This window comes from uncultured Anaerobiospirillum sp. (genome assembly GCF_902485895.1).
Lineage (GTDB): Bacteria > Pseudomonadota > Gammaproteobacteria > Enterobacterales > Succinivibrionaceae > Anaerobiospirillum > Anaerobiospirillum succiniciproducens.
This window is the reverse complement of sequence record NZ_CABTML010000068.1, coordinates 1-21,159: the sequence shown is the minus strand read 5'-3', so window position 1 is coordinate 21,159 and position 21,159 is coordinate 1. Positions and strand designations below refer to the sequence as shown.

Genomic DNA, 21,159 nt, shown 5'->3' with positions numbered 1-21,159 from the left:
TAAGTGAGCTGTAAATTTTAGCACACGGAGGCTAATGAGGCCTATATCAGGATGTACTTGTGCCAAACTTTTCTGACAAAAGCCATAGCAGTACATTTAATAAGCCAACGTAATTAGCAGCACATATGAAGCTTTCCTTTTAGCCTCAGCTGTTAATTGCTCTTATTATGCCAAAGGCTATGGCGACACGACGGCTCTTGCGACTCGTTTGTGCTTACAAACGAGCTTGGTTGTTAATTACTCTTAGCGACGGGATTTGCTGCTCAGGATGGCTAAGGTGGCCTTGAGTACCTGCTCAGTGGTCATGCCATTTTCGTAAACTGACTTAACTGCAGGGATGGCTTGCTTGTCGGTAAAGCCTAAAGCCTTTAAGGCCATGACTGCATCCTCACAAACAAAGGCTGCATTAGTTGAATCATCAGCGCTGCTCTCCTCTTCAGGTAAGAGGCCATTTGAAACAGCAGTGGTTCCAACGGTGGATACGCTAGCAGCTTCCATAATGCGCAGCTTATCAAGGCGATCTTTCATTTCTACAATAATGCGCTCAGCGGTCTTTTTACCCACGCCTGGGGTGGAGATTAGGGCATTGATACGGTTTTGATTGATAACCTCAATAAAGGTCTTAAGGTCAAAGCAAGATAATAAGGCCATACCTACCTTTGGACCTACGCCATTGATCTTGATGAGTTCTCTAAAGAGTAAACGGGCCTCTTTGCTCTTAAAGCCATAGAGGAGCTGAGCATCTTCACGGACTACAAAGTGGGTGTAGACAAAGCACTCTTCACCAACAACAAATTCAGTAAGTAAGTTACCTGGAATCTCCACTTCATAACCAACGCCCTGAACTTCAATCAAGGCCTTAATGCCCTCAAAACCTAACAGCTTTCCGCGTAAAGAACCAATCATGATAAAAACCTTAAACCTTAGATTACGAATACATCTTGAAGCAAGACGCTAACAAGCGCCCTAAATTGTAGTATTTCACGCTACGAGACTAAGCTGCTACACCCGATAGTTTTGCAACATTGGATTAGTCAAGTTAGTCCCATTTTTGATATTGGCCTTCATCAGAGTAGATACCTGATGGGTATAGCCATGGCAAATAGCACATGCCAGAGCATCGGCAGCGTCTGCTTGAGGATTGCCTGAGAGCTTTAGCAGTGTTTTAACCATGTACTGAACCTGTTTCTTTTCAGCCTGGCCATAACCTACTAATGACTGTTTAATCTGAGTTGGAGTGTATTCAAATACTTTAATACCTGCCTTTGCACCAGTTACTAAAGCTACAGCACGTGCCTCAGAGAGCTTAATGGTCGACTGCGGATTCTTTGACACGAAGGTTTGCTCCACAGCCATCTGATCGGGCTTAAATTGATCAATGATCTCGCTAATCGCCTCTAATATTACTAAGAGGCGTTCATGCAGTGGGTCTTCAGTTGTACCTGTCTTGATGCAGCCTGAGCCTAGATAAGTCAATTTATTACCTACCATACTCACCACACCGTAGCCGGTTTTAAGCGAACCTGGGTCAATACCTAATATCACTGCCATCTAAGCTAAGTCCTATCTATAAAGCTTCGAATGCGCTCCATGCTAGCAAAACTAGTTGCTTTTGCAAGCAAGAGGCTTAAGCAAAACTCTCACAGCACTTGCCAAGTCTCATAGCTTGCTACCTGCAACAACTGTCAATCACAGCGATCATAAGAATAGCGCATGATCTTAGCGCCAACGAAGATCAGCGCAACAAAAAGTTAAAATCGCATATTTATCAGCTTAAAGCGTCCCAACCCAACTTTTTATTGCCTAGCACACCGCAACAGACTTTTAGCATCTAAGCTAAACATATGAAGCTGCATGTAGCTATATAAAGGTGGCATTAGCCACCACTTGCGGAACATGCCTCTCAAGCCATTTACTGTTAATTACTCGCAATACTGCAGACAATCACTGTGCAAGTGCCGTTTACTCACGCCGTGCTTGATATGTTCTAAATGAGGCGCACAGGCTGATTGCTCGCGCTTGTGCCGTATTTGCTTTGGGCGCGTAGTGAGGAGCAATTAACAGTGGGCGAGTATGCAGTGATGCGCTTATCGTGAAATATTTCGGCTGCCATGTTCACGATCTCTGATCGTAATGGCGCAGAACACATCATAATCACTTACAAAGCGATGGAGATGCTTTGATCTAAGTTGTCCGATCTGTGGTCATTAGTGCTAATTGATAATATTTTGTAAAGGCCTATGTGCAAACCTTGAGTATATCTAGAGTCTGTAAGGGTGAGAAAAATGTCAACAGTCTATTGAGCAAAAAAGTTCAAAAAAATTTGAAGCCCATTAAATCGGACTTTCTAAGAGTAGCCTTGGTTCGCTTACGGCGTATTTACGGGCTTTTGTTGCTTTTTGTGTTCATATGATTATTCGTTTAGACTTTAGGCATTCTGACAATTTTTGTGTAGAATCAGTGCCCTTTGAGGATGAGCTCATCATCTAAGTCATGCTCGGTAGTGCGAGCAAACGACAGTTGCTAAATTTAGCCATGATTGGAGCTTTTAGCCTCAATAGCATATATAATGCGCACCTCAACTTTAGATCCATGGCGCTAATTTACCTATGCTCTTTAGTTGACTAAATGTGCTTCCAAGCCGCGATCTTTCATGGCTTCAGAGTGCTAAAAGAGTTGTCTTTTTGCATCTTAGCTATGACTCTTAGTGTTGGTATTTGATGGTTAATTAACCACCAAGCTTGGGCTTATGGATTTTTTGGTTGTCAGCAATGCACTTGAATACTTGCTTTTGCATTCATGTGTAGCTGATAAATGTTACTTGTTTAGGATGGGGGTCATGCCCATAAGTGCAAGAGCTTACTTAAAGCGCTTGCCACTCATGACAGTCAGGAGATAGCCTTGCAAATCATTAAACGCTCAGGTCAAACCGCAACCTTTGATGGTAACAAAATCGCTTTTGTTATCTCCAAAGCTTTCGGCAATGTCGGTCAGGTTCTTACTGACGAGCAAAAAGAGTCTTTAGTCCGTGTTATTACGGAGAAAGTCCAAAAGGCTACCGAGAAGACTGTAGAGAACATTCAGGACATCGTAGAAGAAACCTTAATGGAACAAGGCTTCTATGCTGTTGCTAAGAGCTTCATCTTATATCGTCAGAAGCGCTCTGAGCTGCGTACTGCTCGTATTGCTTTAGTAACTGCCACTGGCGATCTCACTTTAGACAAGTGCCTTGAGCGTATTCAAAAAGACTTCTTAGAGCCTGAGTACTCCTTAAATGTACTCTCTGCTAAGTTCGTTTCTATATCCAAGCCATCTTCATCAGTTAACGATCAGTTAAACTCCCTTATCAAGGCTGCTTGCGAACTGACCACTCAGACTGCTCCAAAGTTTGAGATGATCGCTGGCCGTCTGCTTGCTCACAAGTTCCACCGTAATCTTGAGATTGAACTATCAAAGCTCAACTTACGTGGCTTTTATGACAAGCTCATCTACTTAACTGAGGCAGGCCTTTACGGTGCGTATATCTTAAAGAGCTACTCACAAGATGAAATTGAGCAGGCTTACTCCTTTATCGTTCCTGATCGTGACAACCTCTTTACCTTTGCAGGCCTTGACCTCTTAGTTAAGCGTTATGTGATTTCTTCACATAAGCACGTACCTTTAGAGACTCCACAGGAGATGTTCTTAGGTATCGCCCTGCACCTTGCCATGAACGAAACTCACAACCGTATGTCTTGGGTACAGCGTTTTTACAACATGCTCTCCAAGATGGAAGTGACCATGGCAACCCCAACTCTTGCCAATGCACGTAAGCCATTCCATCAGCTTAGCTCCTGCTTTATCGACACCGTACCTGATAGCTTAGATGGCATCTATCGTTCTATCGATAACTTTGCCCAGGTTTCTAAGTTTGGCGGTGGCATGGGTATGTACTTAGGTAAAGTACGTGCCATGGGCTCTGCTATTCGTAACTTTGAAGGTGCAGCTGGCGGCGTAGTTCGTTGGATTCGTCTTATCAACGACACCGCTGTTGCAGTAGATCAGCTTGGCGTACGTCAGGGTGCTGTTGCTGTTTACCTCGATATGTGGCACCGCGATTTACCTGAGTTCCTGCAGCTGCGTACTAACAACGGCGATGACCGCATGAAGGCTCACGACGTGTTCCCTGCTGTTTGTGTGCCTGATTTCTTCTGGCGACAAGTACAAGAGAACATCGATGGTGACTGGTACTTAATGTGCCCATACGAGATCAAGAAGGTTAAGGGCTATTGCCTCGAGGACTTCTTCGGTCACGAGTGGGAGTCTAAGTACTTAGACTGCGTTCACGATAGCCGTATCGGTAAGCGTCAGATCGCCATTAAGGATATTGTTCGTCTCATCATCAAGTCAGCTGTTGAAACTGGTACTCCATTTATCTTCAACCGTGACATCGTTAATGAGGCTAACCCAAATCACCACGTTGGCTGCATTTACTCATCCAACCTGTGTACTGAGATTGCTCAGAACATGCGTGGTATTGAGTCAATTAGCCGCTCCATTAAGACTGAAGATGGCGAGATTCGCGTAGTTACTGAAACTAAGCCAGGCGACTTTGTTGTATGTAACTTAGCCTCCTTATCCTTAGGCCGCATCCCAGTGCAGGATGGTGAGTACTTAGATAGCTTAGTTGCTACTGCAGTACGTGCTTTAGATAACGTAATCGACCTTAACTTCTACCCAACTCCATACGCTGAGATCACCAATCGCCAGTACCGTTCCATCGGTCTTGGTATGAGCGGTTATCACCACATGCTTGCTAAGCACGGCATCAAGTGGGAAAGCGAGGAGCACTTAAACTTTGCTGATAAGGTCTTTGAGCGTATCAACATGGCCGCTATTCGCGCCTCTTCCGATATCGCTGCTGAGAAGGGTTCTTATAAGTACTTTGAGGGTTCTGATTGGCAAAACGGTCAGTACTTCATCAAGCGTAAGTACAACAGCCCACAGTGGGAAGAATTACGTCGTACCGTACAGCATCAGGGCATGCGCAACGCCTACTTACTGGCTATCGCCCCTACCTCTTCTACCTCCATCATCGCAGGTACTACCGCAGGTATCGATCCAGTAATGAATCGCTACTTCCTTGAGGAGAAGAAAGGCTCCATGCTGCCACGTGTAGCTCCAGAGCTCAGCCAGCAGACTTGGTGGCTGTACAAGAACGCTCACAACATTGACCAGAGCTGGTCTGTACGTGCTGCCGGTATCCGTCAGCGCCACATCGATCAGGCTCAGTCTATGAACCTGTACATCACCAACGATTACACTATGCGTCAGGTATTAAACCTTTACCTGCAGGCTTTTGAAAGTGGCGTTAAGACTATCTACTACGTACGCTCCAAGGCCCTTGAGGTAGAAGAGTGCGAATCCTGCGCCTCATAAGATCACAAAACTACTAGCTACCTAGTAACGATCTCACAAACGCCGAAACTCCCTCGAGTCTCGGCGTTTTGCTTTTTCAAGCACCTATCCTACCCACGCCCCCACTTCAAAGGCACGGCCAATAGCCCTCGCTTCTTACAGACTCCACGCCCTTATTCCAAGATAAGCTTATTTTTCACGATCTTTCATCGGGTCTGACTTACCCATAGCCATGCTCTGATTCATTGCTCTAAGATCATCTACTCTCCGCCTGTGATCTTTAGACATTTGTGCTGTTTTAGAGTTTATGTTTTGACTATTAAAGATCATGACCTTGCGGCGATCTTGCGTAGTGCAAAGCTGCGATCCTTAAACAAAATACACGCTCTGCACATTGGTATTAATGCCAATTTATGCTTTTGTCCCCATCATAGACTTTTGATATAAATCTTCATTCATGGTGATCTTTTAACTGCAAATGCCGCATTTAAGACAAAACCAAATATTTAAGATCGCACTACCACAACGGAAAGTATATATACTAGATTTTCAACACTTAATTTAAAAGCTATAATAGCTGTTTGTTTTGAGCCTATTACAGCTAGAGAACGCTTTGTGGCGTTAGCACTAGAGGCTCTGTTTTTAAAGGCCTAGCTTGCCTCGCAAGTTAGTATTTTTCACAAGTTTTGATGGACCAATGATTGGTCCGAGAGGTCAAGGTCCTAAGAATGGAACTCGTCAAGAAGAAGCTGTTTAACCCACAGGGTGACACCAACGTAACTAATTGGAAGATGATCGGTGGCAACACTACCAACCTCAACGACTTTAACAATATGAAGTATCGTTGGGCTTCTGATTGGTATCGTCAGGCCATGAACAACTTCTGGATTCCAGAGGAGATCAACCTCTCTCATGACGTTAAGGACTATCCAAAGCTTGATCCTGCTGAGAAGCAGGCTTATGACAAGATCTTAAGCTTCCTTGTCTTCTTAGACTCTATTCAGACAGCCAACCTGCCTCGTATTGCTGAGTATATTACCGTCTCTGAGGTTAACCTGTGCCTGTCTATTCAGACTTTCCAAGAGTGTATCCACTCCCAAAGCTATAGCTACATGCTCGACTCTATCTGTTCACCAGATGAGCGTAACTCCATCTTGTACCAATGGAAGGACGATGAGCACTTACTTGCTCGTAACACCTTCATTGGTAACCTTTACAACGAGTTCCAAGAGCATCAAGATCCTAAAACCTTACTTAAGGTTTTAATGGCTAACTACATCTTAGAAGGTATTTACTTCTACTCAGGCTTCTCTTTCTTCTACAACTTAAGCCGTAACGGCAAGATGCCAGGCTCTGCTCAAGAGATCCGTTATATTAACCGTGATGAGAACACTCACTTATGGTTATTCCGTAACATCATCAAGGAGCTGCAAAAGGAAAATCCAGAGCTATTTACCAAAGAGACTGTAGATGAGCTACGCGAGATGATGCAAGAGGGCGTTCGTCAGGAGATCGAATGGGGTCACTATGTTATCGGCGATAACATCAAGGGCCTTAACAAAGAGATGATCACCGACTACATCTCCTACCTTGGCAACTTACGCTGGATGGGTCTTGGCTTCCCATCTTACGACAGCCGCTATGAGAGCGAGCCAGAGTCCATGTCTTGGGTATCTCAGTACTCTAACGCCAACATGGTTAAGACCGACTTCTTCGAGGCCCGTTCTACTGCCTACGCTAAGAGCACCGCTTTAGTTGACGATCTCTAATACAAAATAGCTGCAGATTGCAGCTATTAAGATCGCCAAAACACAACAGCCCCTGCAGGACATGATCTTGCAGGGGCTGTTGCATTTTCGGCCGGCTAATCTTTCAAATGCCCTACTTTAACTACCAGATGCCCTCAATTACTTAGCGTGATGACCTGATGGCATCAATTAGTTAGCGTGATGGGCTAATGCCTCTCTTTCTTAGCGCGAGGATCTAATGACCTCATTCTTAGCGTGAGGAGCCAAAACCGCGCACGGCCATATACATGCCTTTTACGGCGGCTAAGAAGCCACAGCCTAAGGTCATGTACTTAAATGACTGATAGACAAAGATGGCGTGCTGTAAATTGGCCTCAAAGACTTGAGGATCAATGCCTTCTTTGTTGTTATTGATGTACCACAGCTCGCCATAGAATGCCCATGGGATCACGGCTGCAGCACCTAAAAAGACTGAGCTAGGACGACGATGCTCTCTTTGTAAGAGTAAGGCACCGTAAAACAGCCATACTGAGGCAATGGCGAGCATGCCGTACTCAAGATAGCCATTAGGCGTTAAAGGTGCGGTGATATAGGCTACTGCATACAGAGCAAGCATGTATGATGCATTGAGCATCACTGGGCGATAGTCGTCTAACATGTCTAAATCCTTTTTGTTAGCATTGCTATATACGCAAATGTAGTTATCAGCAAAAAAGCTATGAGCTGTTTATACAATTCCATGCCCACCTGGCACTACTCACTATGCTTAAGGGCTGGCTATGAGCCATTGAAAAAGGCCTATAGTATAGCAAGTGCCTGATAGGATTTGTATTTTGCACGCTGATTAATGCACAGCCACTGAGCTTTGCATTGCCGTATTTAGGATGCCTGTGGTTTGAGTGCCAGACGATAACCTACGCCAGATTCAGTGAGCAAAATGGATGGATTTGATGGATCATCTTCGATCTTATTGCGTAAACGACCCATGTAAATACGCAGGTAATGAGGGTGCTCAATATACTCAGATCCCCAAACCTTTTGTACGATGTAGCGCTGCGTTAATACTTTTTCAGGCTCTGAGAGCATGACAAGCAGTAATCTAAGCTCAAGCTTAGTTAAGTGCACCAACTCACCACCCTTGGTAACTACCTTTCGCTCAGTATCAACCTCGACATCCTTGCCAAGCTTAATGATGGACTCATTTTCACGATCGGCAGCATCTTGTTTGCGGCGTAATTGCACACGTACACGCACTAACAGTTCACTAATACCAAATGGCTTAGTCAGATAGTCATCAGCGCCCATATCTAAAGCTTGTACCTTCTGCTCTTCATTGATACGAGCAGACAGTACGATCACTGGCAGCATAGAGTAAGCACGAATTTCTTTTAATATTACCAAACCATCACCATCAGGCAGCGCTAAATCAAGCACTACTAAATCAGGTGATCTAGTTGCAGCTTCCACTAAGCCCTCTTTGAGGGTACCAGCAGTAAAGACGTTATAGCCCTCATCGGAAAGAACTCCTGCTAATGAGGTGGCGATATGTTCCTCATCCTCTACAATCAAGATAGTTGCAGCACTCATAACAATGTCTCCAGAGAGCTATAAGCATGTACAGAATTCAAATTTTGCATATTGTGGCATAAAAAAGCCAATTTCCTAAGCAAAGTATACTTTTGTTTACTATCCACCCCCAAGGCACATAAAATCGCCCGCTCCAGCTTTGCCTTGATTTGGCTTGCTTTGACTTGCTTTGCTTTGGCTTGCTTTGGTTTGGTTTGGTTTGGTTTGGTTTGCTTTATTACGCCCCAGCACTAACTAAGAAGAAAGCTAACGCTATGTGCGCCTTTACCCTGGATCATAGCGGTGAGTGTACTGATATGGGCTATAGATTGTGGAGCTTTCTTTAGGCCTTTGGTGGTGTTTGCACCTTGGACTCGGCTGCTGCTTGGTCTTTTGCATCAAGATCTTGGGCGGTGGTGTCGAGCTCATGGTCTACAGGGAAAAGCTCATCATCAATATCTTCCATTGCGGCGATCTTCTCCATCATAGCCTCTTCATCCTCAAGCTCAGGCATTGGAACGGCTTTCATGACTAAGGTAAAAGCGGCACCTCCAAGCGATGAGTTACCTGCAATCAGCTTAGCATCGTGTACCTTAGCAATAGTGTTACATATAGCTAGACCTAAACCTACGCCGGTGATGTTGCTCTCAGCATGACCTCGCTTGAATGGGTCAAAGAGTAAGGCACCTTCAATATCTTTTGGCAGACCGGGGCCATTATCCTCAATACTAATCGAGACATGCTCTTCATCTCCCCAGGCATGGAACTGAATAATAGAGCCAGCAGGACAATACTTAGCGGCATTATCTACTAAGTTAGCCACCACACGCTCGAGTAACACTGGATCGCCAAAGAACATTGGGCAATCATCTTCAATAATGGTCTTAACCTCATAGCGCTTTAGGCGGATCTTGTGCATGGCCTTAGCCATACCAATGAGCTCCTCAGGTGGAATCCAGGTACGGTTAAGGGTAACAGCATCATTTTGCAGACGAGCCATTTCAAGCAGGTTACTCATGAGAGTAATCATGCGTTGGGCACTATCGATGATCTCAGTGGCACTATTTTCTGCAGCATCGTATTCTTGGTGACGAATCTTGGATAGCATATTCTCTGCATTGTTCATGAGTGACGTGAGAGGAGTACGTAAATCATGAGAAAGCGACTGCAAAAGAGAGTTACGCAGCTTAGTTGCTTCCATGGTCACAATGGTTTGACGAGCTTCTTCAATAGACTGCAGACGGTCGATGGTTTGTGACACTAAAGAGACCATGGTTGAGAGCACACGCTGTATCTCAGGTAGAGAGTCTGCGGACATACTATCTGGATACATTACGGCAACACCATACACACCATCGCGCACGTTGAGAGGAATATACAGATATGGGCTATCGGAGAATACCGCTCTACCTAAACCGCACTCTTCTTTCATCACCAAACAGTATTGCAATGCATCAGGGTCAACATTGGAAAGACGAGGACGCACGCACTCAAGCTTAGCGCTCTTATCCATACATACCCAGAACTCACTATCTACCTTAAACTCGCTTTGCAAAATCGCTGCAGTAGAGTTGAAGACTCGCAGTTCATCAACAGCAAAGGCTGCAGAACGAGCTGCATCGTACAAAATACGAGTATGGCGCTCTTTGGCTTGAGCGGTATTGGTGATCTGTACATTACGACTAATCAAACGTGAGGTCATTACACCCACAGTAGACATGATGATAAGCGTCATGAACATCTGAAAGTCATCAAAATAGAGCACACCCACAGGTGGTCTAAAGAAAACATAAAACGACGCTACCGAGAATACGGATGACGCTATGGCCGTAAATACGTTGTACTTGAGCGAGAGCATGAAGGTCATCAATAAAAAGACCATAAAGATACTCGTTTGACGCATCGTAGCTTGGACTGGGAACATAATCAGCGTCAAGACCATGGTAGATAAAAATGCTGTCAGGACGCCATTGCCATTTTTAATGCTGGCATCAAAGAAAAGACTGGCGCGCTTTTGTATGCCCACACGTTTTGTACTGCAAGGCAAAAAGAGCATATTCGCCTCAGGTAGCATTCTAGCTAACTTGGCATAGCGCATTCTAAAAAATGGTGTTCTGTGCTCTGGGGATACTACAATAGTAACAATATCGTGCGAGTGAGCGTACTCAACGATAGTATCGTAATAGTTGCCGACTAAAACCTCGGTTGAAGCGCCGAGTGACTGAGCCATTTCTAAAAGCTCATTAATGGTTTTACGCTCTAAATTAGTAAGCTCGCGTCCATGGCCTACCCACACGCAATGCCAATTAGCATCGCGGCTACGTGCAATATCAGAACAGCGCTTGACCGTCTCTGTGGTTGAAGAGATATTGAGCAAAAGCAAGATATCACTTGGAGATGAGATGGCCATATTCTCGCGTTTGATGGTCTGATAAGCAAAGCGCTTATGAGCCATCTCACGCAGACGTAATTGACGTAAAGTCAAATCACGTAAGGCGATAAGCGTAGACTTCTTTTTGTAAGTATCAAGGTGTGGAGCCCATTCAGCAGGAAATGAGACCTTGCCCATCTTGATACGCTGCAAGATCTCATCTGCGGAGGTATCAACAAAGCTCACCTCATCAGCCGCATCAAAAATCACGCTTGGTACAGTTGAAGATGACTTACAACCAGTAACGCGAGCAACAATCAAATTAAGCGTATCCAGCTGCTGAATATTGAGCGCTGAGTACACGTCTAAACCTGCATTGAGCAATACCTCAATATCCTGCCAACGATATTTACGTGGCGAACCTAGAGGATTGGTAGTGGCAAAATTATCTACGACCACCAAATCAGGCTTAGCATCGATAATAGCCTCAACTTGCAGTGACCTACGCTCACTTTCATTTTGAACATTAACCTTGATAGGCTCTTCTAATTCTTCTACTTTGACCTTACTTACTGCATCAACAAAGTTATCAGCCCAATCGATACCACCAACGGTTAGAGCATCATAGCCATCATCTTGACTCTTATCTGACTCTAAATGACGATTTAACTGAGAGTCTAAGTTGCCTGAGCTCGGCTTAACATACTTACTTGAAGAGCTCTCACCTTTAAAGAGCTTAGCTATGCTACGAGTATTATCCTTATCAGCCTTCTTTTTACCAGACTGAAAGTATGAGCTAAAGACATCAGCAAAGGCCGTATTACCAGCCTCTTTGAACTTAGTTGCATGAGACTCGTCTTGTTGCTCATTGTCCGCGTCTCTATGTTCCTCTTTGCTTTGGCCAAAAACGTCGATACCCCACTTATCTGAAGGCCAGTTTTTGTCATGAGTCTCTTTGTGCGATTCATCATCGCCTTGCTCTGAGTTATTGCCATATTCTAAGGTGATGCCATTACAAATAATGGCACCATCTTGCCTTAAGCATTTAACTAAATCTTCAGTCTCATAATTGCTATGGCTGCCGATACCGGCTACGACTACCTTTTTGCCACTACGTACTTGATTAAGCGCATCCTCAAGCATGGCAAAGGTTTTACCAGCTCCAGGCGCAGCGCCTAAGAAGAGACACAACTTGCCACGACGACGTGGCATATCGAGCGTCTTATGAGTCTCATCAACTGCACTAGCTCTATGTATAGCCTCAGACTCTTTAGCTTTAGTGCGGGTATGACTTAAATCATCAGAAGATCCCTTATCTTCATTTACAGTTACACTACTAGCTTTGATATCTTCTAAAAGCTCTTCTTGTTTGCGACCAATTTGAGCTAATTGCTCCTTGTTCTCCTCCTTTTCTTTTTCAGGACTAGAGCGCAAGTTACGCGTATCAGAAACTAATCTAGAAGGGGTTAAGGTGGGATCGACGCTACTTGCGGTCTTGCCATATGTAGAAATCGAGTATAAAAAATGAGGACGCTTTGAGTCTACTTTGGCAAGCTCACTTTTAAGTCTCTCAGCTGATTCCCGTTCCTCTGCTACATTTTGCTCTGACTCTGAGGCCGGGGTTGGTACATAGTATGTTGTGCCATACTCGCATAAGCTTTCGATATCGGCATACTTAGAGTAGTCATCGTCGGCAAAGGTCTTTTCTTGCACTAAGATAGATGGAATCAGACCATCTTCAAACTCTTTATAGGCACTACGATTCTTTTTGCGACGGAATAAGGTTAAGGGATTTTTGCTGCCACGCTGAGCTTTGCTACCACTAGATATAGTGTCTTCTTGAGATTGCTTGACACCCTCACCATCATCACTAGAGCTCTTATTTATAGTGGTGCTAGCCTCATGATCCTCAGATACACTAGCACTTGCTGACACCTCTTTATCATGATCTAAAGAGTCATCTTTATGAGAGCTATCAGACTGTTCTTTGCAAAAGAAGGCACCTCCTGCATTCCACAAATCGGCATAAAACTCATTGTTTTTGCGGCGTTCTTTGACCTTAGAGCTATCTTTATCATGGGTAGCATCTGTCTTAAATCTCACGTCATCGCCAGGGTTTAAGCATGAGTGCTCACTAACTGCAGCTTGTTGGAGCTTGCTCTTATTGTGCTCTGCCTTTGTGTCTTCCATGATGAATCCCTTGGCACCTTATTTTTTGATTGTGCTAAGCATGTTGTTATGAAGTGCCATCAGCGCAACATTTAGTTGCAGCAACTAATACATACGTCTTGTGCGGCTATGACTATATTTTATTAGCATGATAGCCTATGGCAAATAGGCATACAATGGCATGTAAAGGCTATAGTGGCTAAAGATGTGACTTTGCAATAGTTGTGAGCAAAAGACAAAAAGACAAAAAAGAAGACAATTAGGCAAAGAAAGTCTAATACACTCAAAGTTACGCTAAGCTAAACTAAGAATTAGCAAGCAATTAAGCAATTGCTTGAACTAGAAGAAAGAAACACAAAGAAAAAAGCACGTGAGATGACAGAGTATTCTAGTTACTATAAATAAGCGTGTGAGATGATAGTAGTAACCTAGTAACTAGAATAGAAATAAGCGTGTGAGATGATAGTTGTTAAGAATGTGACCTCAGGCAGCATACAGACTCGACTCTACGCAACATATCGAGAATGTCAGCTCTAGCTGAGGTCATACACGAACTAGATTATTTAGCTGTGAGGCGTTTGGCCATATCGCAAGATTAAATTAACAGGCCCACTCATCATGATTTTTTTATATAAGCATGCAAGGTAGATGAGTACGCTTCAAGCAACTAGTTCAGTTGCATTCAGCTTATGGTTGCATTGTATTAATTTGCTTGTATATGCGGCATTAAGGTTTTTAACTGCGATGTAAATAAGTTGTTAGTTTTTCAATGCCCCAAAAATTTAAGGCGTTGGTTATGATTGCATCAACATTTAATCTTCACTTAACATTAGTGTGATCTTGGTTAAATTTTGCCCTACTCATACTTACCTTTACAGTCATCTAGCTGTTTGTTAGAATAACGCCGCTTTCTCAAGGGACTTTCTGGCCCTGTGTCTATGCTGGATTAGCTCAGTCGGTAGAGCAGTTGATTCGTAATCAAAAGGTCGCAAGTTCGATTCTTGTATCCAGCACCATTCTCTAAAAGCCTTTATTTATCAGCTTTCTAAGCAAGCTCACCTCACTAACACCCATCTCTTTTTCATCTAGTTATTTACAAAGCTATATCTACAAGCAAAAGTGATCTAACTAGCTACAATATTTTCCATCTGATCACTTTTAGCACTCTAAACATAATCTTAAATCACGCAAAAAGCCAGTATATACGGCATTTTCACACAATACAAGATACAACATTTAACCTTTGTCATATCTATGATCAACTATGACGAAAAGTTGTATAGTTTTGCTCAAAATGATTGTCAAACCTTACACTTTTTGCAGGATTATCCACAAAATTTTTGTGGCATCCCTCGCTAATCTTGATCACATGCCAAATAAACACATTCGATCAAAAGATGATCTAAATCGTTGTATCTACATGTAAATAAGCTGTTAGTTTTTTGTATACAGCGTTAATCTCCAACCCAAAAATCTACAAAACCATGCTCCATAAGCGATTATCACAATGTTCCTGCCACGACTTTCACCATCCTTGTGAATTACAAGCCAAGCATAGATATACAAATAACAGCACTAAATAACATAACTACAGCAAGATTGATAAAGTTAGTAAAGCCGCTGCCCATCAGCATGTACGCCACCCAAATAGATGCAACAAAACCAACTAAGCCACGTATAAAACTAGATCACATACAATTTTCAATAATCAAAGCCACCATCACAGCCCCACTCCTCAGCACAACATAATCATAAAACCGCATAAACATCAGCAATAAATGCAAACTCACTCATAATTATGGCAGCACTGACACATGCTTTTGTATAAGCCCTAAGCAAGCCTATTTCTTAAACAATAATCACTCTAGTTACAGACTTTTATTAACCCCATTAATAAGCCATCATTGCACTACACTCCCCACTTGCCATCTCGTTAGTACTTCATTTACATGGCCATTAGCCTTTTGTTACAGGGGCGCTAGCCTTTGTTTACAGGTACTGCTGACCTTTGTTTACAGGGCCGTTAGCTTTTTGTTTACATGGTGCTGCTTACCTTTGTTTACAGGGCCATTAGCTTTTTGTTTACATGGTGCTGCTTGCCTTTGTTTACAGGGCCGTTAGCTTTTTGTTTACATGGTGCTGCTTGCCTTTATTTACAGGGCCATTAGCATTTTGTTTACATGGTGCTGCTTGCCTTTGTTTACAGGGCCGTTAGCTTTTTGTTTACATGGTGCTTTGCAAGGAGGGCACTTCGTGGTGATGGTTTAGTTGGCAGTGGATGTCATGGCTTTTGTAACTTTATATTTGGTGTAAAAGACATACACAGACATAAGGAGGCTTGCTCTTGTCTTGAGCAGAACTTTTTTAAGATTTATGCCAGTAACATGATATATGTGCGGATGAGAGATGAGTGTGGTCTGAGATGCATAACACCAAAGTGATACAGAGCAATTAGCATTATTGCGCAGCGTAAAAAGATGTGGCAAAGTTTATTCAAGTCAAACTCAGCAAAGCTGTATGGCAACTAAAGATTGTGCCTAGCTTTCTTGTGAGACTAATGGCTGCATTGCTAGCTGCAAAGTGTGCTTTTTTTACCTTTTGGTCGTCTCGATCTTGGCCTTAGGCTTTTATGGCTTTTGGGCTTGTAGTGGAGTGCGCTTTAGTAGTGGCTAGCTGCAGATTGATTTACTTTCTTTCTTTTTGAGGTTGAACATGTCTAATACTGTTGTACGTTCAGACAATGCTCCTAAGGCTATTGGCCCATACTCTAGCGCTATGCAAGTTGGCGCTAACATGCTCTTCGTATCTGGCCAGATCCCTGTAAACCCACAGACTGGTGACATGCCATCTGACATTAAAGAGCAGGCTAAGCAGTCTCTTACTAACTTAAAGGCTTTAGTTGAAGCTGGCGGCTTTACTATGGCTGATGTAGTGAAGACTACTGTTTTCATCACCGACATCAACGATTTTGCTGCCGTAAACGAAGTTTATGCCACATTCTTTGCAGAGCCTTACCCAACTCGCTCATGCGTAGCTGTAAAAGAGCTGCCAAAGGCTGCTAAAGTCGAGATTGAGTGTATCTGCGCTAAGTAAGAGCATTTTGGGCCTCTCTAAATATTGAGCCATAGTTTGCATCTAAAGTTAAGGCATGGTTATGCCTTACTTTGGTACACGGCAAGCTTTGTTTATTGCCAGTGATACCGGGCAATCTTTGTTTTTTATTGCCTTCACAGGTGCGGCGATTTATGTTTATTGCCCGAGGATGTGATGGACTTACTTGAGAGGCTTTTTTGATAAGTACGCTGCATCTAAAAACTCATTGCTATCGAGCTTGGCTTTATAAGTTGATAAACACGCTGGTGGAATTGCTTATTCAGCTTTTTAGATGGCACTACATGGGATTATGATGCATGAAGCGTATAGATGATTACATCCTATATGACAAGCTTATTTGCGGCAGAGCGCTTTGATGGGTATGGCCTTTGCCATGATATCTACTATGGCGTTTGCTGTTAATTGCTCTTTACCATAGCTCTTTGCTTGCTTTGTATAGAATGTAAGTAACCTTAACAGAGGGAACAATCCCGTGTTAGATTTTACAAGCGTTATTAATCGCTGCAACACCGACAGTTGGAAGTGGGATGCACCGATTCACGCGATAGGTCGCAAGGACCTCATTCAAATGGGCTGTGCAGATATGGACTTTGTAGGTCCTCCTGAAATTTCTAAAGCCCTTAGTCAAGCTGCTGCAACCGGCCTTTATGGCTACACCATGCTCAACGACGCTTTTAAAAGCGGCGTACAGTCTTGGTATGCACAGCGCCACAATTGCCCTGTAGACAAGCAGAGTATTGTCTATATTCCACGCATTGTTATGGCCGCCTCATTATTTGTTGAGGCATTCTCGCGCCCTGGAGACAGCATCATCTTAAGCGCACCATACTACCCACCACTGCATGATGCTGCAGTCAATAATGGCCGTAACATTATTGAGCCTGCTTTAGTTGAGCGCGATGGCCGCTATGTTATGGACTTTGAGGCCTTAGAAAAGCAAGTTACCAAGAAGACTAAAGCTTTTATCTTTGTCTCACCGCACAATCCAACTGGTCGCGTCTTTACTCGTGAAGAGCTAGAACAAGTTGCATCCTTCTGCATTGCCCATGATCTCATGCTCTTTGTAGACGAGATTCATAGTGACTTTGTAAGCAAAGGTCACAAGTTTATCTCCTGTGCCTCTCTTAAAGGTGATATTGAGCAAAAGCTCATCGTAATTAACGCACCATCTAAAACCTTTAATGTGATGGGCTGTCACGCCTCTTACCTTATCATCCCAAATGCCAAAGTAAGAGCACAAATGGTTGCAGAAATTGAGCGTAGCGGCCTTGCTGAGCCAAACTTCTTTGCTAACGCTATGATGAAGTGTGCTTATCAAGATTGCGGCTATTACGTTGACGAGGTCAACAAGGTCATCGACGCTAACGACGAGTATTTGCGAGAAAAACTTACTGCCCTCTTTCCTAAAGCTAAGATCACCACTCGTGAAGGCACCTTCTTATTATGGGTTGACTTTAATGCGGTCTTTGCCTCTGAGGATGAAATGTACTCATTTTTCCTCAACAAGGCCGGTGTGGTACTGCTTAAAGGCTCCAACTTCTCCAAGCAGTTTGCGGGATTTGCTCGTATTAACCTTGGTTGCCCTCGCGCCACCCTTGAAGAAGTGGTAGCTCGTATCGAAAAAGCTCTGCAAGACCAAGCTTAGTAGCCATGCGCACATCGTTAAAGCTATAAAGCGCTAAAGCTCTACAGCAATGAGGCGCTGCGGCTATATGCTTAATTGCAGCAAGTGACATGAGATAAGAACTCAAGCACAGCTGACAGTGCTATAAGAACTAGAGCACAACTGACGAACTCGAGCACTGCTAACGATGCTATAAGCACGCAAGCAAAATAGTGTGATACTTCAAAGTATCTTGCTGTAGCGCTAACAACCAGGCCCTAGCAAACCATTTTGTGGGGGCCTTTTGTTTTAGATGACACTGCTTGCACCTTCATATGTGCTGTAGCTGCGTGTTTATCGGGCAGCTATGCTGGGTCTTGAAGTAGCATATGAGATGGCAGTGGTTAAGCTGAGCACTAAAGATCATTAAGGACGTGTTGCTCTTTTGGCCTTTGCATTAGGCCTATTTAGCTTAATGCACGGCATAGTGCAATGTCGCTGTGCCTCGAAAAAAAGGCCTCGCAGCTGCAACTACAAGGCCTATTCACCACAGTGCCGGGGTAAACATCGGCACTAAGTATCAAAGGATATGTATGGTAAGCAAGCTATGCTTACTTATAAACATCAAGCAGGAGCTGAGCTTGGTGCTGCCACTTGATTACTTATCAGAGCCAAACTTAAGGTCAATTGAGCTTGATACTGGCCTTAAGGTGGTTCTGCATTTGTACCTAACTGCTAGAGCTTAGCAGTGCCATAACTTCACAAAGCCTCGCAATGCTCACTGAGAGTATTGTTACGCCTGAGCATGTAAACGTTTACACCCTCAAGTAAAACATATTGATGATCTGAGCATTGTTAAGCCTTGAGGCTCTATTTCCATGTACTGCCTTAATTCCATGGGCTTTGCAAGATAGATCTTAAAGGTACAAGCGTGCTCTACATTCTGCAAAAACTAGCAATAACGCTCTACAAAAGCTTAGCTTGAAAGCTTGTGTAAACGTTTACATTCGCATAAATATCAGAAAGCTGAGACACGATTATATTTTACCATAAATTAGCGATAATGCCCCAACCTACACTAAAGCGAGTCCGGAGATGAATCGCATCCGCTACATCTAAACTAATGATCGTCTGACTAAGACTGTGCATTCCTTAGCAGGTAAATTGTACTTCCCTTGACCAAAAGCGCGATGGTATAGCCATTTTGATAGCTATCCAGTTAATACAAAACTGCTCGTGCTGTTGCTTAGTATCCTTGTTTTGTGCCATTTGCAGTTGCTTAAAAGCCTTGTGTCGTGCCTTGTGCTGTTGCTTGGTATCCTTGTGTCGTGGCTTGTGGTGTGGCTTTGATTTTTGCCTTGAAAAGTGGCTTGTATTTCAGGTTTGATACATTAAAAAGGCCCTGAGATGAATGAACATCTACAGGGCCAAAGGTGCAGCATCAGCTGCGTTGTTGTTTTATGTGTGTTGTGCGATCACCGAAAATTCCGATGATACTCATGCAGAGGCTAAGCATGCCGCATAGGATATGGAGCCATTAAGATTGAACCAATCCTAAAAGCACCTTTTCCTAGCACTTATCTTGAGCATGTTTGCATGCATACTCATGTTTGCATGATTGTTATAGTTGCCAGCCTATTTAGGTAAAACCTTAAAAGGCACGCGGCTGTTGGTCTAAAAAACGCAAGGATTAAGACTTTTTAGCTTAGAGTTAAGACTGTTTTGCTAAGACTCAAGACTGTTTAGCTAAGACTTAAGTGTTTTGGTCTAAGCATTAGACTTTGTTCTTAAGCTTAGAAGACTTGATCCTCACGTTTAACTTATGGACCAAAAATCTTAAAACTTAGTGAAGACGGTGCCGTCAAAAGCATGGGTCTCGATGATAGTAGCCTTGCGACCTGCAATCTTTTCGTACTTCTCATCGATAGCAGCCTTGACCTTCTCTACATTCTTAGGATCTACTACTGCTACAACGGAGCCGCCAAAGCCGCCGCCAGTCATACGTACTGCAGCATTCTCACCAATAGCCTCGCGGATAATCTCAACTAAGCCGTCAATCTCAGGGATGGTAATCTCAAAGTCGTCACGCATAGAGCAGTGAGATGCGTACATTAACTCAGAAAGCTTGGCTAAGTTGCCTTGTTCAAAAGCCTTAACTGCCTCAAGCACGCGATCATCTTCAGTGATAACGTGGCGTGCACGACGATAAGTTACGTCGTCCATCTTGTCCTTAGCAGCATCTAACATTTCCATGGTGGCATCACGCAGAGCCTTAACACCTAAAATCTTAGCGGCATTTTCACACTGCTCACGACGCTCGTTGTACTCACCACCGACTAAGGCATGCTTAACATTAGAGTTAACGATGAGGATGTCTAACTCCTTTGGTACAGGGATCTGCTTTAACTCTAATGAACGGCAGTCAATTAACAGAGCGTGATCGGCGCTACCGCAAGCAACGATGGTCTGATCCATAATGCCGCACTTACAGCCGTTTAAAGCCTCACAAGCCTGACCAGTAAGAGCAATCTCTTGCAGAGGAATGTTTAAAGAGAAGATAGAGGATAAGAGGTTACCAAAAGTAACTTCTAAAGATGCAGATGAAGATAAACCTGAGCCTAGAGGAATATCACCAGTAATAGCTACGTCGATACCTTCAACCTTGTGACCTTTTGATACGATTAAGGAGGTCATGGCACGTAAGTAGTTTGCCCAAGTCTTGCTCTCGTGAGCCTGATACTCACCGCTAATGGTGAACTCATCGGTCTCACCATTGATATCAATGGCTAACAGACGAATCTTATCGGTGCCGTTCTTGCGTGCAGTCATAGCAGTACCAAACTTAATGGCACATGGCAGCACGAAGCCGTCATTGTAATCAGTGTGCTCACCGATCAGGTTCACACGGCCTGGAGCATAGCAAAGATACTCAGGCTTGCAGCCAAAATGCTTCTCAAAAGCCTCAGCGCTCTTTACACGTACGTCGCTCATCTTCATTCTGTTCCAAAAAAAGTTGTTCAAAGTTACACATCCTTATTGGACTTATCCGCACTCTGTTGACGGCATAGGTGGTTAGTATCCTCACTACCTATGTCGCAACTAGAGCCTATTGATGCCCAGTTGCACCGGAGAGACGTTCTAGCAGAATTCTCTTTACCTCTTCCTTCTTGGTGTACCTTGAAATTTCGGTA

At 43.6% G+C, this 21,159-nt stretch carries 10 protein-coding genes and 1 tRNA gene; 5 read left to right on the top strand and 6 right to left on the bottom strand.

What is annotated here, in order from left to right:
• Window positions 1-243 precede the first annotated feature (243 nt).
• The gene (ruvA, locus tag RDO37_RS05660; RefSeq protein ID WP_027940058.1) at window positions 244-906 is read right to left on the bottom strand and encodes a Holliday junction branch migration protein RuvA; all 663 of its coding nucleotides are present in this window, start codon (window positions 904-906) and stop codon (window positions 244-246) included.
• Between the two features lie 96 nt (window positions 907-1,002).
• Window positions 1,003-1,551, bottom strand: a complete 549-nt coding sequence (gene ruvC, locus RDO37_RS05655; protein WP_308498398.1) for a crossover junction endodeoxyribonuclease RuvC — start codon at window positions 1,549-1,551, stop codon at window positions 1,003-1,005.
• A 1,350-nt stretch (window positions 1,552-2,901) separates the two neighbouring features.
• Between ruvC and RDO37_RS05650 the strand changes: the two genes are divergently transcribed.
• Together RDO37_RS05650 and RDO37_RS05645 are read left to right on the top strand one after the other, a co-directional pair.
• On the top strand, window positions 2,902-5,418 hold the full coding sequence (locus RDO37_RS05650; protein ID WP_308498397.1) for a ribonucleoside-diphosphate reductase subunit alpha: 2,517 nt from the start codon (window positions 2,902-2,904) through the stop codon (window positions 5,416-5,418).
• A gap of 707 nt (window positions 5,419-6,125) precedes the next feature.
• Entirely contained in the window at window positions 6,126-7,166 is a 1,041-nt protein-coding gene (locus RDO37_RS05645) for a ribonucleotide-diphosphate reductase subunit beta (RefSeq protein WP_027940061.1), read from the top strand.
• Between the two features lie 229 nt (window positions 7,167-7,395).
• Here RDO37_RS05645 and RDO37_RS05640 read toward each other — a convergent pair whose 3' ends face one another.
• The 3 genes from RDO37_RS05640 to RDO37_RS05630 all read right to left on the bottom strand — a co-directional run bounded on the left by RDO37_RS05640 (window position 7,396) and on the right by RDO37_RS05630 (window position 13,272).
• Window positions 7,396-7,803 (bottom strand): hypothetical protein, encoded by a 408-nt coding sequence (locus RDO37_RS05640; protein ID WP_308498396.1) that lies wholly within the window; start codon window positions 7,801-7,803, stop codon window positions 7,396-7,398.
• 221 nt (window positions 7,804-8,024) lie between these two features.
• The gene (locus RDO37_RS05635; RefSeq protein ID WP_027940063.1) at window positions 8,025-8,732 is read right to left on the bottom strand and encodes a response regulator; all 708 of its coding nucleotides are present in this window, start codon (window positions 8,730-8,732) and stop codon (window positions 8,025-8,027) included.
• 322 nt (window positions 8,733-9,054) lie between these two features.
• The gene (locus RDO37_RS05630) at window positions 9,055-13,272 is read right to left on the bottom strand and encodes an ATP-binding protein (protein WP_308498395.1); all 4,218 of its coding nucleotides are present in this window, start codon (window positions 13,270-13,272) and stop codon (window positions 9,055-9,057) included.
• A gap of 919 nt (window positions 13,273-14,191) precedes the next feature.
• Between RDO37_RS05630 and RDO37_RS05625 the strand changes: the two genes are divergently transcribed.
• The 3 genes from RDO37_RS05625 (at window position 14,192) to RDO37_RS05615 (ending at window position 18,010) form a co-directional block, all read left to right on the top strand.
• A tRNA-Thr gene (locus tag RDO37_RS05625) sits at window positions 14,192-14,267 on the top strand.
• A gap of 1,696 nt (window positions 14,268-15,963) precedes the next feature.
• Window positions 15,964-16,344 carry a RidA family protein gene (locus tag RDO37_RS05620; protein ID WP_027940458.1) on the top strand — a complete coding sequence of 127 codons (381 nt, stop codon included), beginning with the start codon at window positions 15,964-15,966 and terminating at the stop codon, window positions 16,342-16,344.
• A gap of 493 nt (window positions 16,345-16,837) precedes the next feature.
• On the top strand, window positions 16,838-18,010 hold the full coding sequence (locus tag RDO37_RS05615) for a PatB family C-S lyase (RefSeq protein ID WP_308498394.1): 1,173 nt from the start codon (window positions 16,838-16,840) through the stop codon (window positions 18,008-18,010).
• Window positions 18,011-19,804: 1,794 nt separating this feature from the next.
• On the opposite strand, the gene galK is transcribed toward RDO37_RS05615, so the two are convergent.
• Window positions 19,805-20,989 (bottom strand): galactokinase, encoded by a 1,185-nt coding sequence (galK, locus tag RDO37_RS05610; protein ID WP_308498393.1) that lies wholly within the window; start codon window positions 20,987-20,989, stop codon window positions 19,805-19,807.
• Window positions 20,990-21,159 lie beyond the last annotated feature (170 nt).

Bases quoted from the DNA above. Each gene is read 5' to 3' on its own strand.
- RDO37_RS05630 (WP_308498395.1), bottom strand. From the start codon at position 13,272: ATGGAAGACACAAAGGCAGAGCACAATAAGAGCAAGCTCCAACAAGCT.
- RDO37_RS05620 (WP_027940458.1), top strand. From the start codon at position 15,964: ATGTCTAATACTGTTGTACGTTCAGACAATGCTCCTAAGGCTATTGGC.
- RDO37_RS05640 (WP_308498396.1), bottom strand. From the start codon at position 7,803: ATGTTAGACGACTATCGCCCAGTGATGCTCAATGCATCATACATGCTT.
- RDO37_RS05635 (WP_027940063.1), bottom strand. From the start codon at position 8,732: ATGAGTGCTGCAACTATCTTGATTGTAGAGGATGAGGAACATATCGCC.
- ruvA (WP_027940058.1), bottom strand. From the start codon at position 906: ATGATTGGTTCTTTACGCGGAAAGCTGTTAGGTTTTGAGGGCATTAAG.
- RDO37_RS05645 (WP_027940061.1), top strand. From the start codon at position 6,126: ATGGAACTCGTCAAGAAGAAGCTGTTTAACCCACAGGGTGACACCAAC.
- ruvC (WP_308498398.1), bottom strand. From the start codon at position 1,551: ATGGCAGTGATATTAGGTATTGACCCAGGTTCGCTTAAAACCGGCTAC.